13 protein-coding genes and 1 tRNA gene are annotated in these 16706 nt (G+C 35.5%); 8 read left to right on the plus strand and 6 right to left on the minus strand.

Annotated elements, in window-relative coordinates:
- Positions 1-5: 5 nt before the first annotated feature.
- On the minus strand, positions 6-1148 hold the full coding sequence (locus tag K8B81_RS06820; protein ID WP_223680209.1) for an acyl-CoA dehydrogenase: 1143 nt from the start codon (positions 1146-1148) through the stop codon (positions 6-8).
- Positions 1149-1585: 437 nt separating this feature from the next.
- Here K8B81_RS06820 and K8B81_RS06825 point away from each other — a divergent pair, with 437 nt between their 5' ends.
- The gene (locus tag K8B81_RS06825; protein WP_223680211.1) at positions 1586-2158 is read left to right on the plus strand and encodes a chalcone isomerase family protein; all 573 of its coding nucleotides are present in this window, start codon (positions 1586-1588) and stop codon (positions 2156-2158) included.
- 151 nt (positions 2159-2309) lie between these two features.
- Here K8B81_RS06825 and K8B81_RS06830 read toward each other — a convergent pair whose 3' ends face one another.
- Entirely contained in the window at positions 2310-3458 is a 1149-nt protein-coding gene (locus K8B81_RS06830; protein WP_223680213.1) for an endo-1,4-beta-xylanase, read from the minus strand.
- A gap of 598 nt (positions 3459-4056) precedes the next feature.
- Between K8B81_RS06830 and K8B81_RS06835 the strand changes: the two genes are divergently transcribed.
- The 4 genes from K8B81_RS06835 to K8B81_RS06850 all read left to right on the plus strand — a co-directional run bounded on the left by K8B81_RS06835 (position 4057) and on the right by K8B81_RS06850 (position 11420).
- Complete coding sequence (locus tag K8B81_RS06835; protein WP_223680215.1) at positions 4057-7197, plus strand: SusC/RagA family TonB-linked outer membrane protein; 3141 nt, start codon at positions 4057-4059, stop codon at positions 7195-7197.
- Positions 7198-7207: 10 nt separating this feature from the next.
- Positions 7208-8731 carry a SusD/RagB family nutrient-binding outer membrane lipoprotein gene (locus K8B81_RS06840; RefSeq protein ID WP_223680217.1) on the plus strand — a complete coding sequence of 508 codons (1524 nt, stop codon included), beginning with the start codon at positions 7208-7210 and terminating at the stop codon, positions 8729-8731.
- A gap of 256 nt (positions 8732-8987) precedes the next feature.
- Complete coding sequence (locus K8B81_RS06845; RefSeq protein WP_223680219.1) at positions 8988-10214, plus strand: Glu/Leu/Phe/Val dehydrogenase dimerization domain-containing protein; 1227 nt, start codon at positions 8988-8990, stop codon at positions 10212-10214.
- Positions 10215-10517: 303 nt separating this feature from the next.
- A complete protein-coding gene (locus tag K8B81_RS06850; protein WP_223680221.1) occupies positions 10518-11420 on the plus strand; it encodes an energy transducer TonB in 903 nt (300 codons plus the stop codon).
- Between the two features lie 369 nt (positions 11421-11789).
- On the opposite strand, the gene K8B81_RS06855 is transcribed toward K8B81_RS06850, so the two are convergent.
- Positions 11790-12185 (minus strand): ExbD/TolR family protein, encoded by a 396-nt coding sequence (locus K8B81_RS06855; RefSeq protein WP_223680223.1) that lies wholly within the window; start codon positions 12183-12185, stop codon positions 11790-11792.
- Positions 12186-12188: 3 nt separating this feature from the next.
- Positions 12189-12884, minus strand: coding sequence for a MotA/TolQ/ExbB proton channel family protein (locus tag K8B81_RS06860; RefSeq protein ID WP_223680225.1), 696 nt, complete (start codon positions 12882-12884; stop codon positions 12189-12191).
- A 128-nt stretch (positions 12885-13012) separates the two neighbouring features.
- On the opposite strand from K8B81_RS06860, the gene K8B81_RS06865 reads away from it, so the two are divergent.
- The 3 genes from K8B81_RS06865 to K8B81_RS06875 all read left to right on the plus strand — a co-directional run bounded on the left by K8B81_RS06865 (position 13013) and on the right by K8B81_RS06875 (position 14914).
- A complete protein-coding gene (locus tag K8B81_RS06865; RefSeq protein WP_223680227.1) occupies positions 13013-14239 on the plus strand; it encodes a bifunctional folylpolyglutamate synthase/dihydrofolate synthase in 1227 nt (408 codons plus the stop codon).
- 179 nt (positions 14240-14418) lie between these two features.
- Positions 14419-14493 (plus strand) — tRNA-Val (locus tag K8B81_RS06870).
- Positions 14494-14773: 280 nt separating this feature from the next.
- Positions 14774-14914, plus strand: coding sequence for a hypothetical protein (locus tag K8B81_RS06875; RefSeq protein WP_223680229.1), 141 nt, complete (start codon positions 14774-14776; stop codon positions 14912-14914).
- A 67-nt stretch (positions 14915-14981) separates the two neighbouring features.
- On the opposite strand, the gene K8B81_RS06880 is transcribed toward K8B81_RS06875, so the two are convergent.
- Complete coding sequence (locus K8B81_RS06880) at positions 14982-15407, minus strand: hypothetical protein (RefSeq protein ID WP_223680231.1); 426 nt, start codon at positions 15405-15407, stop codon at positions 14982-14984.
- A 97-nt stretch (positions 15408-15504) separates the two neighbouring features.
- A complete protein-coding gene (locus K8B81_RS06885) occupies positions 15505-16617 on the minus strand; it encodes a matrixin family metalloprotease (RefSeq protein ID WP_223680233.1) in 1113 nt (370 codons plus the stop codon).
- Positions 16618-16706 lie beyond the last annotated feature (89 nt).

Here is a 16706-nt window from a genome sequence, read left to right on the forward strand (position 1 = left end):
ATCCGCTACTCTGCAATAACGGATCTTGAAATTACAATTTTCTGAATCTCTGAAGTTCCTTCGTAAATCTGCGTGATTTTAGCATCACGCATCATACGCTCTACATGATATTCTTTTACATAACCATTTCCTCCGTGAATCTGAACCGCTTCTACGGCTGTATCCATTGCCACCTGAGAAGCAAATAATTTAGCCATCGCGCCACTTACATCGTAATTTTTGTGCTGATCTTTGTCCCAGGCCGCTTTCATACACAAATGACGTGCAGCTTCAATATTTACCGCCATATCTGCCAGTTTAAAAGCAATCGCCTGATGATTGCAAATTTCTGTACCAAAAGCTTTACGCTCTTTGGAATATTTCAAAGCCAGTTCATAAGCCCCTGAAGCGATTCCCAAAGCCTGAGAAGCGATTCCGATACGACCTCCGGCAAGCGTTTTCATGGCAAATTTAAATCCGAATCCGTCTTCACCGATTCTGTTTTCTTTCGGAACTTTCACATCACTAAACATTAATGAATGTGTATCAGAACCACGAATCCCCATTTTTTGCTCTTTTGGCCCAACCGAAAACCCCGGCATATCTTTGGTCATAATCAGCACATTTATTCCTTTATGTTTTAATTCAGGATGCGTTTGTGCGATAACTAAATAAACAGAAGCCGTATTCCCGTTTGTAATCCAGTTTTTTGTACCATTTACCAAATAGTGATCGCCCATATCGATAGCGGTTGTTTTTTGCGAAGTGGCGTCACTACCTGCTTCAGGCTCGCTTAAGCAAAATGCCCCATGAACTTCACCCGAAGCCAGACGAGGCAGGTATTTTTGTTTTTGTTCTTCAGTTCCAAATTCCTGCAGTCCCCAACAAACTAAAGAATTATTTACAGACATCACTACTGAAGCCGATGCATCAACTTTAGAAATTTCTTCCATCGCAATTACATATGAAATTGTATCCAGCCCGCTTCCTCCGTATTTTGGATCAACCATCATGCCCATGAACCCTAATTCGCCCATTTTTTTCACCTGTTCGGCTGGAAAAATTTGCTTTTCGTCTCTTTCAATTACACCCGGCAACAGTTCATTTTGAGCAAAATCTCTTGCAGCCTGCTGGATCATTAAATGCTCTTCTGTTAGATTAAAATCCATAATATTGGTTCTTTAGTTGTTAAATTTCTTTCATGCTCTCCATAAAAGAAGCTTTTCAAAGATAAATTTTAAATACCAAATAACAATGCATGCATAGTATTTTAAGTTTTAATCCAAAAATACTATAACGTTTTCGTTTCAACTCTAAACTAAAATTAATAAAACCTAAATATTACAATATATTATTCAAAATTTAAGGGTAAAATTATAGATAGTAAAAATTACAAACTGACCATTTATGGATTTCTCACATCAACAGCTGCTGCACTGTAAATCGAGGATAAAAATACTCTTACTAATTTGATTTTTAATTCAATATATTTTCAAACCAATTGCAATATCATAAAAAACTTGTCGTTTAAAAGACTAATTTTTGCAGATTAACAGTACTTTTGCAAAAAACAAAAACACTAAAAAAACAATTATTAAGAAAGACTATGAAAAAGATTTTACTATTACTCACGCTTGTTTTAAGCATACAGTTCTCAGTAACTGCGCAAACACACATTGATGTAAACGGCGTTACTGTTCCAAGAAAAATTGAGGTTTTGAACAAAACTTTGCAACTTAACGGAGCTGGCGGAAGATCAAAAATGTGGATGGAAGTATATGTCCAGGCTTTGTACCTATCGCAATTAACACAGGATGCCCAATTTATTATGGACAGCGATACCGAAATGGCCATCCGGATTGAAATTACTTCGTCTATGGTTTCTGCCAACAAATTGGGTAAAGCAATGGATACAGGATTTGAAAAATCTGCTGCAGATAAGCTTGAGACATTACGACCAAGAATTGAGCAGCTGAAAACATTTTTAAGTGACAAAATCACAGAAAAAGATGTTTTTATATTAGCTTATAGCCCTTTAGATCAAACGATAAATGTTTTCAAAAACGAATCATTAAAAGGAAAAATCCCCGGGTTTGATTTCAAAAAAGCATTGTTCGGAATCTGGCTATCTGACAAACCTGTTGACGAAACGTTAAAGAAAAATTTATTAGGACAGTAATACATTATTTTTATAAATAGTAAAGCCGAAAATAGTTTTTGTTTTCGGCTCTTTTTTTAGAATTTGATTCAAATACATTTAATATTGACATCTTTCATATTTACCTAACTACATACTAGACAAAATGAAAAACCAGTTCTAAAACATACTTTTAATCCCTTTTTATATTTAAAATTGCGTTCAGGGCAGGTTTTGGTTTTTTATTACGATCATATAATAATGGGTAATTTATCCTGTTTGCAATAGGATAATCATTTTTCCAGGACATTCCGTCATGCAGACCCCAGAAAGTAACACGATCAATTTTGTCGCGTTTTCTGTAAAAAATTTCAAATAACTCCGCATATCTGTTTGCCAATTGCTTCTGGATGCCCTCTGGCAAACCTTTACGGTAAGGATCTAAAAATGTTTTAAATTCTTCTAATTCATATTGAGGATGTAACAATCCGGTTCCAATAATTTGTCCTTCTTTTGTTAATGGTAACACGTCAATATCTAATTCTGTAATCATTACTTTTACCCCTAACGAAGCAAATGAATCTATTGCCGCTTCTATATATTCCTTTTTAGGATAATTAAGACCCCAATGACCCTGAATACCAATCCCATCAATTCTCACACCTTCTTTTTTCAGCATTCTCACCATACGCATAATACCGTCTCTTTTTGTCGGCCTCCAAACATTAAAATCATTGTAATATAATTCTGTGTCTGGCGCATATTTACTTGTAAATTTAAACGCATTCTTTACTAAAGTGTCACCATTACCAATACCATTAACCCAGTTGGTTTTACGATAAGAGCCATTTTCGTCCATCACTTCATTTACAACATCCCAGGCTTGTACTTTTCCTGCATATCTGCCGGCAATAGTCTGAATATGGGTTCTCATTCGTTCCATTTGCGCTTCCTTCGTATTTGGATTTCCATTTTTATCCTGAAAAAACCATTCAGGCGTCTGGTTGTGCCATATTAAGGTATGCCCCACTATAAACATTTTATTTTTTTGTCCAAATGCCACGAAGTCATCTGCAGGTTTAAAATTATACACTCCCGGTTCCGGATTTATTCTTTCTGCTTTCATGACATTTTCCGGAGTAATAGAATTGAATTGCTTTAAAATAATATTTTGAGACACTGAATCCTTTCCGGATGATATCTCTTCATTTACTGCCATTCCTATTCTAAAGTCATTTTTGAATGATTCTTTTAAAGTTAAATCTGAATGGTTATTATTTTCCGTATTCTGTTTTTTACAACTAATCAAAACAGTAAATATGGCTAAGATAATTACTTTCAATTTCATATTTTTTTAAGATTAAAGTTTCTGAAAAGATAGTAAAATTATTTTCCTAAAATTTAATAAAATCGAGCAACAATACTTAAAGCACTAATTATCAAATTTATATATCAAAAAAACAATGGCGATTTTTAAAATTTAATATTCTAAAAATGTAAAAACTACACATATAAAAAAATAAAAATAGGTTAAATACTATTAAAAAAATCAAATGTTTTTTTGTTTTTTTTATGTTTACAAATGCTCTTAGCAATTCAAAAAAATAACTTCTAAAACTTCCATGCTAATTGATCGTTAAACATAATTAAAACATAAGAAATACCTTGTGTTTGTTATGTTTTCGATGATTTTGATTATATCTAATTAAAAGTCAACCTAAAAAATATATTTACTTAAAATCAAACCATTTTTTTTCGAAATTCATAAAAAAACTATAGCAATGAAATCAAAATTGCCTGAATTTTTTGACAATTTATGATCCGCTTTTAATTATTCTTTATTTATTTGTTTAATTAACCTCTCACTTTTTTATTAACCAATCCAATTAAACAGATAACTTATGAAGCGTAAAATTAAAATTTATTGCAAACCGATATGTATGCTGAAACAGGTATATATAAATCGTGCGGCTATGTTTATCATCACAATGTTGGGGATATTTAACCCAATACAGGCTCAAACTGTAAAAGGTACTGTAGCAGATGATAAAGGAGAACCATTATTTGGCGTGAATGTTGTATTAAAAAACTCAAAAACCGGTGTTTCTACAGATCTAAATGGACAATTTGAAATTTCCATTGGTAATCAAAGTAATGCAACCTTATTATTTAATTACCTTGGATACAAGGAAAAGGAAGTTTTAGTTGCTGGTAAAACTGTTTTAAATGTAACCCTAACTCAAAGCGAATCTGCGCTGGACGAAGTAGTAGTTACTGCTTTAGGAATTAAGAAAGAATCAAAAAAACTTGGCTATTCTGTTGAAACTGTAAACAATGATGATCTTCAGAAGAACAGAAATGCCAATATGATGGCGTCACTTGAAGGAAAGGTTGCGGGTCTTGATATATCTCCTCCTTCTGCTGGTGCTGGCGCAAGTGCAAAAATTCGTTTGCGTGGCCAATCTGCATTTGCAGGAGCGAGCAACTCCCCCCTTATTGTTGTCAATGGTCTTCCTATGGATCAGAATGCACGTGGTGCAAATGGAAACGATTCACGGGATTTAGGAGATAATTTACAGGGAATAAATCCGGATGATATCGAAAGTATGACGGTTTTAAAAGGGGCCACTGCAGCTGCATTGTACGGTTACAGGGCAGCAAATGGAGCTATAATTATTACCACTAAAAACGGAAAAAAAAATCAGGGATTAGGGATTGAACTTACTTCTAATTTTACCAGTCAGGCTGTTTTGGATTATTCTGATTTTCAAAAAGTATATGGTCAGGGTGTTGGTGGAAATAAACCAACGTCAGCAGCAGATGCCGCATCAAACGGACAATATGGTTTTGGAGCCAGATTAGATGGTTTACCAACTTACAATTACGATGGCATTTTGCGTCCTTATTCTTATGACAATAACAGAATTAAAGGATTTTACAGAACCGGACTTCTGTTTTCCAACACTATAGCTATTTCTGGCGGTAGTGAAAAAGGCAGTTTTAGAGCTTCTTTTTCTCATTCACAAGCAAGTGGTATACAGCCTGATAATGAATACACCAAAAAAATTGCTAATTTAGGTTTAAATCATAACCTTTCTAAAAAACTTAGTGTATCAGTAAACTTAAACTACACTCACGAGGATAATATTAATCCCCCGGAAGTAGGTGTTCAGGGCGCGGGCGCCCCTAACTTTCTTTACAGAATGGCAGGGTCAATTCCTTTAGAGGCTTTCAAAACGAGCGTAGTAGACCCTGTAACAACAACAGAATGGAGAACTTCAGGTTTTCAAAGCACCGTGATAAACCCTTACTTCAATTTGGGTCGCCAATTCTTTAATGATATTAGGGACCGGTTTCTAATGACAGCCTCTTTAAAATACGAATTAACAGATTGGCTATATGCTCAGGGAAGAATTAACTACGATTATTCAGACAATACAAGAGAATTTAATACTCCGACGGGAAGAGGTTCTTCGACACCAATGAATGGTGCTGGTACAGGATATAATGGAAATTATGAAGTACGAAATATGAGGGGTACCGATTTAAATGCAGATTTCCTGATTGGTGCAAATAAAACGTTTGGGGATTTTTCTGTTGATTTAAGTGTAGGCGGAAATATATATAAAACCAAATCTTCGGACTCCAGACAATTTGTAACCGATTTTACTGTGCGCGATCTTTACTCTATAGAAAATGGTATTACAAAAAACCAGAGTTATGGTATTGGCAGATCGCAGGTTAATTCCCTATACACCTTTGCTGACTTTGGATATAAAGGTTTAGTTTATTTAAATGTAACTGCAAGAAATGACTGGTATTCCGTTTTAAATCCTAAAAACAATAGTTATTTATATCCGTCTGTGGGTGGTAGTTTTATTTTTTCAGAATTAATTAAAGATAACGATTGGTTAAGTTATGGTAAGATAAGGGCGTCTTATGCCGAAGTTGGTAGTTCTAATGGTATTGGAGCATTTAACGGCAACCTAAACTACAGCATCAATCAAAATCAATTTAATGGCCAGGTTTTAGGATCTATTGCAGGTGACGGCAGTTCTCCAAATCGAAATCTAAAACCCTTTACAGTAGCAGAAAAAGAAGTAGGTCTGGAATTGAAAATATTTAAAAGCAGAATAAACCTGGATGTGGCTGCATTTGAAAAAACGACTACAGATCAAATTTTAAATGTTCAAATTTCAAGTACTTCGGGCTATACTAATATTCCACAAAATTTAGCATCCTTACAGAATCGTGGTGTCGAGTTTATGCTGGAATTTATACCTGTAAAAACTAATAATTTTAAATGGAGCAGCAACTTCAACAGTACTTTCGTTGAAACAGAAGTGCTGGAATTGGCTCCGGGTATTAATAATTTAGTGGTCCAAAGTTATGGTGGAAATGAATTCTTAGGTCAATTGGTATATCAGGTAGGACAGCCTCTTAATCAGCTGTCTGCAAAAACATATAAAAGAGATGCTAATGGCAGATTGCTTCTTGATAGTAGCGGGCGTGTCCAGGCATCCACTGAATATGTGAATTTTGGTAGTGCATTACCTAAATGGACAGGGGGCTGGACCAATACTTTCTCTTATAAGAATATGAGCCTTTTAGTCTTTTTTGATTATAAATTAGGAGGGAAAGTTATTTCATCTACCGCTTTAAACGGAGCAAGGCAGGGTCTCAATAAAATGTCTTTATACGGTCGTGAAGGCAATGTTGTGCTTGACGGTATAATTGAATCGACAGGTCAGCCCAATACCAATACATTAGATACAAGATCCTATTGGACAGACCATAGAAATGGACAAATTGGAGACCCCTTTATTTTTAAGTCAGATTTTGTCAAGCTGCGAACGATTACATTTACCTATGACCTTACCAGTCTTATAAAACAAAATAATAATTTTATTCAGGGCCTTACCCTGGCAGCCTCTTGTCACAATGTGATTCTTATTTCCAGTGATCTGCCTGATCTAGACCCGGAGGCTTTTGCATCTTCCGGAGATTATCGGGTTGGTTATGAACAGGCGACACTACCCACAACCAGAAATTTCAGCCTAAATCTTAATGTCAAATTTTAAAAAAAATCATATGAAAACGATAACAAAAAGTATTATTACAGGCTTTTTATTTTTTGCAATGACAGGCTGTGACAATGGTTTTGAAGAACTTAACACCAACCCTTACGCTGTAACTAACCTGGATCCTGCCCTTTTGTTTGCAGAGTCACAAAGACTAACTCCTGTAGGGACATGGACCGGAGAAAGTACAGTAGTGCAGCAATTTGTTCTTGCCTATGATACTGGTGCTACATCAGGCTTCAATTTTAATGATGATACTGATAACTTAAATAATGATACCTGGGATGCTTACACCGAATCTATTAAATTAATCACTCAAAGTCTTGTAAATATTGAAGGGAAGCCAGAACGATCCAATCTTTACAATATGCTTCGTATCTGGAAGTCTTATGTTTTTATGAATTTGGTAGATGCTTATGCAGATGTTCCTTACACTCAGGCTGGAAAAGCATATTTAGAAGGGAATTATGCTCCTGTTTATGACGATGATGCCGCTATTTATGCTGACTTATATACCGAAATAAAATCTGCTACAGCAGCATTAAATCCATCAGGCGATATCGTTACTGCCGACCTTTTTTATAAAGGTGATATTGCTAAATGGAAAAAATTAGGTAATTCTATTTTATTAAGATTAGGAATGCGCTATTCAAAATTAGATACCAATAAAGCAAAAAGTATTGTTGCTGAAGCTGTTGCTGGTGGTGTGATGCAATCTAATGCCGATGACGCAATTTTAAAATTCAATGCGTTATTTATCACACCTCCTAATGAATCGATCAGAGCTCAAAATCCATACACCTATTATGCTGCTGAGCCTATTGTGAATCAGTTTAAAGCAACTAACGATCCAAGATCGACGTACCTTATAGGAAAATACGCTGATCCTAATTTGGTTTTAGCTACTAATCCTGATACTGCAATTTCGAATCAGTTTGGCTTTCCTGTGGGATTTGATTCAGAATCGATTAAAACAAATCCTAATTACAGAGGAACAAAAGGAAGCGGTTTAAATTACTCACAACTAAATTATAATGCTATTGCAAGCGCATTGGCACCTATATTTTTAGTTACAAACTCCCAAACCAAATTGCTTTTGGCTGAAGCAACTGCAAGAGGCTGGATTGCATCTGAAGGTACTGCCCAATCACTTTATGAGGCTGGAATTATAGCCAGCATGAATCAATATTCGCTTTATCCGGGTGGTTATGGTGCCATTTCAGTTGCTGAACAAAATACTTATATAACACATCCTAATGTCGCTTATAATCCTGCCAATGCACTCTCATTGATAAATACTCAGTATTGGATATCAAATTTTGGCTATTCAATGGAAGCATTCGCAAACTTTAGGAGAACTGGAATTCCTGCACTGACACCTAACAATTACAACAATAACCTCAATGGTGGTTTCATACGCAGATTCTCTTATCCTGACGTTGAAGCATCCAGAAACTCAAAAAATTTTGCTGATGCATCTAAAGCAATTGGTGGTGATGTTTTAACAACAAGAGTCTTTTGGGATATTCCGTAAGTAAATATCAGGAAACGATGAGCTAAGCATATCAGATAAAAAAAGAAACAACAGCGGCAAATCTTATTAGCTGCTGTTGTTTTATTGAAGGCAAAAATTCCAAAACATTAGCTTAAAATGAATTATACATTTATGTTTTTACCTGAATATTATCTATAAACCAACACTCGCATTTATAATTATAAAAAGAAAACAAAGTGCATATTTCTCATAAAAGCTTTCATATATTTGCTCAAAATAAATATATCGCAACAATATGAAAGATTTATTGCAACAATTCGAAAATAAAGAACCTGAAATTGTTTTCAACTGGAAAGATTCCGAAACCGAAGCCGAAGGCTGGACTGTCATTAATTCACTTCGCGGAGGAGCTGCAGGAGGCGGCACCAGAATGAGAAAAGGCCTTGACATGAACGAGGTTTTATCATTGGCAAAAACAATGGAAGTAAAATTCTCCGTCTCAGGTCCTGCAATTGGAGGCGCTAAATCCGGAATAAATTTTGATCCGAACGATCCGCGTAAAAAAGGTGTTTTACAACGTTGGTACAAAGCCGTTTCTCCTTTATTAAAAAGTTATTACGGAACCGGCGGTGATTTAAACGTAGATGAAATTCATGAAGTGATTCCAATGACCGAAGAATGTGGTGTGTGGCATCCGCAGGAAGGTGTTTTTAACGGGCATTTTAAACCAACAGAAGCTGACAAAATCAACCGCATTGGCCAATTGCGTCAGGGCGTTATAAAAGTGATTGAAAATCCTAAGTTCTCTCCTGATGTAACCAGAAAATATACTGTCGCTGATATGATTACCGGCTTTGGTGTTGCTGAGGCTGTTCGCCATTTTTATGCAACTTACGGCGGAAACATCAAAGGCAAAAAAGCAATTGTGCAGGGATTTGGGAACGTAGGTTCGGCTGCTGCTTTTTATTTAGCCGAAATGGGGGCGAAAGTAATCGGAATTATAGATCGCGACGGAGGTCTTATCAATGAAGAAGGTTTCTCTTTTGAAGAAGTAAGAACATTGTTTTTAAATAAAGACGGAAACAAATTAGTAGCCGATAGTATGATTCCGTTTGAGGAAATCAATTCTAAAATCTGGACAATTGGAGCAGAAATCTTCACTCCTTGTGCTGCTTCAAGACTGGTAACTCAGGCACAAATAGAAAATTTAATTGCAAATGGCCTTGAGGTCATTTCATGCGGAGCAAATGTTCCTTTTGCGGATAAAGAAATTTTCTTCGGATCAATCATGGAAGAAGTAGACCGTAAAGTAAGTTTGATTCCTGATTTTATTTCAAATTGCGGAATGGCGAGGGTTTTTGCTTATTTTATGGAGAAAAAAGTTCAAATGACAGATGAGGCGATTTTTAACGATACTTCAGAAATTATAAAAAATGCCATTGTAAAAGCGCATGCTTTAAATCCTTCAAAAACCAATATTAGTGCAACTGCTTTTGAGATTGCATTGAAACAGTTAGTGTAATTTTTTTATACATCATTCTAAACGGGCTAAATAATTTAGCTCGTTTTTTTTAGATTTAACCGCAAAGAACGCTAAGGTTTACGCGAAGTTCGCAAAGACGTTTTGTATTTTATCTCGTAAAGACGCAGATTCACAAAGAAAACCTAAAATAAAACTTTGCGGCTTCGCGGCTTTGCGAGAATAACTTACCGTTCCTTGCGTCAGCCTTAGCGCTCTTGGCGGTTAAATTCTCTATTTGATTCTAAACAATTTTTAGTACTTTTAAACGTTTTATTAAATACAATTACAAAATTCAGAATCAAAATGACTTCTACGGATTCTTCAGATAAAAAGAAATCACTATTAATCTCTACTGCAATTTATGGTTTGCTGTTATTGCTATTGTTTTTTATACGTTTCTGGCCTCCTTATAATCCTGAAAATAATGCAGCACTAGCTGAAGGTGGCGGTGGTGGCGGTGTCACAGTGAATTTTGGTGACAGTGATTTGGGTTCGGGTTCCAATTATAAAAGTGAGGTTCTGGATGTAAAAAACAATGTAAAACAAGCGCCTGCAAAAGCAACTCCTGAAGAAGAAGCCATCATTACTCAGGAAAACACAACAGCAGCTAACGATGTTGTTATTCCGACAAAAGAAAAACCTAAAAAACCTGTTCCGGTAGAAAAACCGGTTACCAAACCTGTTCCTGAAAAACCCAAAGTATCGAATTCTACCAATGATGCGTTATCCAGCATTTTAAAAGGATCTAACAAGGGCGGAGATGGTAATGATAAAGTAGCCGGAAATAAAGGAAAAGCAAATGGAAGCCTAAGTTCCGGAGGTTATTACGGAAGCGGTGGTTCTGGCGGAGGAACCGGTGGCGGCAACGGAACCGGAAATGGCATTGGTACCGGAAGCGGTTACGGAGCCGGAAGCGGTGGAGGTTCTGGCGGAGGATCAGGATATTCTTTAGGAAACCGCAGAGCACTATCCAAACCGGCACCAAAATATACCTGCAATGAAGAAGGAAAAGTTGTGGTTGAAGTTTCGGTAGATCAAAACGGAAAAACAATCAGCGCTACTCCCGGAATTAAAGGAACAACAAATACAGCAAAATGTTTATTAGACCAGGCAAGAATTGCTGCCATGAATACGAAATGGGAATCTGACAATGACGCTCCTGTAAAGCAGGTTGGGAAGATTATTTATAATTTTAGTTTGAATTAAAAACACGGATTTCACTAATCAACACGGATTTAAATCAATCACATAAAAAGGGCTTTCTGTTATTTTCAGAAAGCCCTTTTTATTGACTGTGAGAAAAGTCTTTGCGAGGAACGAAGCAATCTCACGATGCTTATAACGCAACGTCAATTGTTAGTGAGATTTCTCGTTCCTCGAAATGACAAGATTGAGCGTTTTTCTCGCGTGAGGGATTACTTCACTTTATCTTTATTTTCATCGGAGTTCAGTGAACTTCGTTTGCAGCAAGCTACCGAAGTAGCGCGAATAGCCCGACCGGAATAAAAAAATGGGCGCATCAACATCCTGCTGATTAGCCCATTTTTTTATTGTGGTCACGCCCAAATGATTCTTTTACTTCGGACTCGTTGCAATTACGAACTTCAAATTGTTCTTTACTCCTATTTGTAATACATCTACCAGATCCTGAACCTGCAGGTTAAACGGAATACGAACTACAACGGTTTGCTCCTTGTTGTCTCCAATTTTAGACATAAGGCTGGTTTCTAATTCTTCAAAAACAACAGGCTGCTTGTCAATATAGAATTTTTTATCCTCAGTAACCGATAAACTGATTAATTGCTTATTCGTTTTTTCGTTTGATTTTGCTTTTGGCAATGTCATTTTAATAACATTCGGATTTGCAAGCGTTGAAATAATCAGAAAAAACAACAGCAGGAAAAACATAATATCACTTAACGACGATGTCGCCACCTCAGCATGAAATCTTCTTTTTCTCTTGATTGACATGGCTTATGCTCTTTGGATTATATTGACAAATTCTAATATTTGCTTTTGAATTTTCAGGGCAAAATCATCAATTTTCCCATTCAGTATATGGTATCCACTGTACGCTATAATACCCACAATAAGTCCTGCCCCACTACTGATCATCTTTTCGTATAATCCTCCGGAAATGTTTCCGATACTAATATTTTCTGTTACCGAAATGCTGTAGAAAATCTTGATCACGCCGGAAATGGTTCCAACAAATCCAAGCGTTGGTGCGATACCGGCAATAAGACCAAGATGACCTAAACGGCTTTCCATTTCGCCAATTTCAATGTCAGCAGCGCGATCCATATTCGATTCGATCTCAGCAATTGGACGCCCGATAACCAAAACGCCTTCTTTTAAAATATTTCCGGAAGCCGTATTGTTTCTTTCTACAATTGACCTTGCGAGTTCTATGTTTCCTGCATGCAGTTTATCACCCACATCCTGCATTAAACGGCTGTCTATTTTTGATGCTTTTGCAATGTATAAATAACGCTCTATGATAACATAAATGGTGTAAAACAATAAAATTGCAATTGGGATCAGGAATACACCTCCTTTTAAAATAAATCCTAAAACTGAAATTTCGGTATTAGGTGCAACTTGTTCGATAACTACGTTAGATGCGGCGTTTGCGATGGTATCTGTTTGTAATTGAATGAAGCTAAACATATATTAATCCTGGTTTATAATAATTAATTCTAAAAAATATTTGAAATTTGCAATAAAGATAATTTTCACTCTACTATTAAACTAATAAAATCGAAAATTATTTCAATTAACCGCTATTTTATTCGAAAATGAACTATCAGGAAACTACAAATTGGATGTTTAATCAATTGCCCATGTATCAGCTTCAGGGCGCTTCAGCGTACAAAGAAGACTTAACCAATATCAGACTGCTGGCGGCACATTTGGGCAATCCGCATAACAGGTTAAAATGCATTCATGTTGCAGGAACAAACGGCAAAGGCTCTACTTCGCATATGCTGTCTTCGGTTCTGCAGGAAGCAGGATATAAAGTTGGTTTGTACACTTCACCACATTTGAAAGATTTCAGAGAGAGGATCAAAATAAACGGAAAGGAAATCTCGGAAGATTTTGTTATTGAATTCATTGCTAAACATAAAGATTTCTTTGAAGCAAACGATATGAGTTTTTTCGAAATGACGGTTGGTCTGGCTTTTGACTATTTTGATTCTGAAAAAGTTGATATTGCGATTATTGAAGTTGGTTTGGGCGGAAGATTGGATGCTACGAATATCATTACGCCTCAGGTTTCGGTAATTACCAATATTGGTTTAGATCATACCCAGTTTTTAGGCAACACGCTGGAAGCTATTGCAGGAGAAAAAGCCGGAATTATCAAACCAAATGTCCCGGTAGTTATTGGCGAATATACAGATGAAACCAAGCCGGTGTTTTTGGTTAAAGCCGAAGAAAAAAACGCACCAATTTCTTTTGCATCCGATTTGATTGATCAGATTTATTTGTCTGACTTAATTGGCGATTATCAGTTTCATAATAAAAAAACGGTTTTGCAGGCGATTGCAATTCTGAATAATCAAACGGATTTTAAAATTTCGACTGACCAATTAAAAGAAGGTTTATTGCATGTTGTCAAAAACACTGGTTTGCAGGGAAGATGGCAGCAATTGGGCAAAAACCCAAAAATCATCTGTGACACGGCACATAACCAGCATGGACTGACTGTTGTAATGAACCAGCTTCAAAATGAAAAGTATGAGAAACTCCATATTGTTTTGGGTGTTGTCAACGATAAAGATTTAGATGCTATTCTGCCTTTATTTCCAAAAGAGGCACAATATTATTTCTGCAGCCCAGATTCTTCGAGAGGATTACCTGCCGAAACCTTAAAAAATGCAGCTGAAAAATTTGGTTTAGCGGGCGAAAAATACGATTCGGTTGGGATTGCTTTCGCAGAAGCAAAGAAAAATGCTGCTGAAAATGATTTTATTTATGCGGGAGGAAGCACTTTTGTAGTGGCTGAACTGCCTTTGAATTAAAAACAGTTCTTTTTTGTCTAAAAGTTTAGAAAAACACTTTTAATAACAAATTCATAAACAAGGAGATAAAATTTATTTTTAAAAAAGTTTTATTTTTTTACTTGATTTTCTTTGCAGAACTCAAAAACTACTGTATATTTGCACTCGCAATCACGAAATGATAGCAACCTAGTAAAATAGGGCGATTAGCTCAGCTGGTTCAGAGCACCTCGTTTACACCGAGGGGGTCGGGGGTTCGAACCCCTCATCGCCCACTAAAAAACTCCTTAAGAAATTAAGGAGTTTTTTTTCTTCATTTTTCATTTACTCTAAAATGGATCAAGGATCATTTGCAAAAGTTGGGATCCTGTATCAATACGAAAACAATAATTCCGGACCAAATGATAAATTCACATTAATCAAATCAAAGCCAACATGAGGGTAAAATAAAAAATAAGAATCATTGTCTTCATTTTTTGAACGAAAACCCGCTTCTATTCGTGCTTCTACAAATTGTAAAATATACTGTAGGTTTGCTAATAAACCAAACGCTTTATGTTCAGAAATATATTCGAAATAATAATTATGAGCTGGTCTGTACAAGCCCCAATCGTCTTTGAATTTAAAAAATTATATCCGACTCCAAAAGAATATTTTTCCAGTTTACTGTATCCAAACTTCACAGAAGGTCAGTAAACATTATTTTGACTTATAGCTTTTAATTGGAAAAAGATTAGAAAGCACAGAATAAGGCTTAAGCTTTTCATCTTTTATAATAAAAGTACAGTTTACGATTTACATCTTCTCCCTGATCGACAGCTATACTAATACTGTTTTTATCCCTTATCTTATTTATTGCATTGCAGATGTCAGTAAAAAATAAATTACCACGCTGAATATTCACAATTTCTGAAGTCCAACGACCTCTGCTAGATACTGAATCCTCAGGAAGATCTATATTTTTAGTTTGGGTATTTTCCATTTTAAAACTTTTAAAATGAGTACTTTCTTCTGGAATCGAAGCTGTACCGGTATAAAAAACATAATATTCATTTTTGCCGGGTTCGACAAGAATGGCTGTATCAGGATTATGGATAACTTCGTTCAAAATAAATTCAATCTTAAGTACATTGGTAGTATATATAGCAGCTTCATACTGAGCAGCTACATTTAATTTTTTGTGTTTCATAATTGTTTGATTAATGTTTTTTATTTTTTTACAGGATGTTTCTTATTTATATTTTAAATCATAAAATAAGAATACGTTTTTTTAAATTATTACTCGTTTAGCATTTACATTTTTGTACGTTACCATAAAAGGAACAAATTTTAAAGGTTATAGGCTGGCTCTGTGTTACAAAAAAACATCCAAATGTTTTCCAAGCCCCAGGTTCTAAAGTAAAGGGAACATGCTCTAAAACCTCTCTTCCTTCATACAACCAGCTTTTTGTGACACAACCTGTAATTAGATTAGTACTGTGCATGTTGGTAAGCCTGTAATAACTATACCCATGCATTACGCATGAAAACTGATCTACATAATAATTATCTGCTCTTAAATGGTTTATAGATCCATCTGAGGATTGTTCAGTATTTATTTGTACAAGATTTAAGTCGTTAAGTTGCGAAGTACCGGTTATTCCGCTTTTGCTCATGTGATATGAGACGAATTTCTTTATAGGAGTTCCGTTAATTTCCGTTAATTCATTACTCCATACTAATTGATATAATTTTTTTAAATCTTCAATGTCGCTGTTTTCTAACTTACTTTTCTCACCATAATTCATAATAGAGAAAGGAGTATCTGTCCCAAATAATTCGCTTTTCCATCTCGTTTCACTAATGTTGGCGAAAAAATGTCGTAGCCCAAAAATGTGTCCCATTTCGTGTTGAATCGTTTCTATCTGTTCCTGATAAGATTGTTTGAACATGGTTGGATATATGTAAAATGTGTTTTGGCCTGCTCCGGGAAAAAATGCTGATGCCAATACACAGCCTGATTGATCACAATCTTCTGTGTGCATTTTTATTTCAAAATCCCAACCGTCTCTCACTTCGTGAAATTTAACAGGACATGCATCTTTCCACCCTATTGCTGCCTGCAGAAAAAGATCTCTGACACCATTTTTTGCTGCTTCCGGATTTTTAAAATAACTATCAAATGATTTACTGAAGCGCCAGTTCAGGATTACTCCTAAATCCCAAAGGGGAATAAATCCGTCTGTGGCATCTACCCTGATTTTATTCGGACTGCTATTTTCCGGCTCAGGATAACCTTTTGAATCTGTTACGCAGATTACTTTATTGTTGTAAACATGTCTATATTCTTCAGCTGGTAAAAATGTTGATGTGTTTAAATCAAAAGCCGACTCTATTGTAGTTGTTTTATTTGTTTTCATTTTTATTTTAATTACTAAATTAGTTGTTACATTCCTGTAAAAATTACTGAGATAAATCAATACAAAAATAAATTACCTACTCTTCTTTG

The sequence above is a fragment of the Flavobacterium hibisci genome, from assembly GCF_020026925.1.
Lineage (GTDB): Bacteria > Bacteroidota > Bacteroidia > Flavobacteriales > Flavobacteriaceae > Flavobacterium > Flavobacterium hibisci.

Excerpts from the sequence above, each read along its gene's own strand:
- K8B81_RS06820 (WP_223680209.1), bottom strand. The coding sequence starts at position 1,148 with ATGGATTTTAATCTAACAGAAGAGCATTTAATGATCCAGCAGGCTGCA.
- K8B81_RS06825 (WP_223680211.1), top strand. The coding sequence starts at position 1,586 with ATGAAAAAGATTTTACTATTACTCACGCTTGTTTTAAGCATACAGTTC.
- K8B81_RS06835 (WP_223680215.1), top strand. The coding sequence starts at position 4,057 with ATGCTGAAACAGGTATATATAAATCGTGCGGCTATGTTTATCATCACA.
- K8B81_RS06840 (WP_223680217.1), top strand. The coding sequence starts at position 7,208 with ATGAAAACGATAACAAAAAGTATTATTACAGGCTTTTTATTTTTTGCA.
- K8B81_RS06845 (WP_223680219.1), top strand. The coding sequence starts at position 8,988 with ATGAAAGATTTATTGCAACAATTCGAAAATAAAGAACCTGAAATTGTT.
- K8B81_RS06850 (WP_223680221.1), top strand. The coding sequence starts at position 10,518 with ATGACTTCTACGGATTCTTCAGATAAAAAGAAATCACTATTAATCTCT.
- K8B81_RS06855 (WP_223680223.1), bottom strand. The coding sequence starts at position 12,185 with ATGTCAATCAAGAGAAAAAGAAGATTTCATGCTGAGGTGGCGACATCG.
- K8B81_RS06860 (WP_223680225.1), bottom strand. The coding sequence starts at position 12,884 with ATGTTTAGCTTCATTCAATTACAAACAGATACCATCGCAAACGCCGCA.
- K8B81_RS06865 (WP_223680227.1), top strand. The coding sequence starts at position 13,013 with ATGAACTATCAGGAAACTACAAATTGGATGTTTAATCAATTGCCCATG.
- K8B81_RS06875 (WP_223680229.1), top strand. The coding sequence starts at position 14,774 with ATGTTCAGAAATATATTCGAAATAATAATTATGAGCTGGTCTGTACAA.
- K8B81_RS06880 (WP_223680231.1), bottom strand. The coding sequence starts at position 15,407 with ATGAAACACAAAAAATTAAATGTAGCTGCTCAGTATGAAGCTGCTATA.
- K8B81_RS06885 (WP_223680233.1), bottom strand. The coding sequence starts at position 16,617 with ATGAAAACAAATAAAACAACTACAATAGAGTCGGCTTTTGATTTAAAC.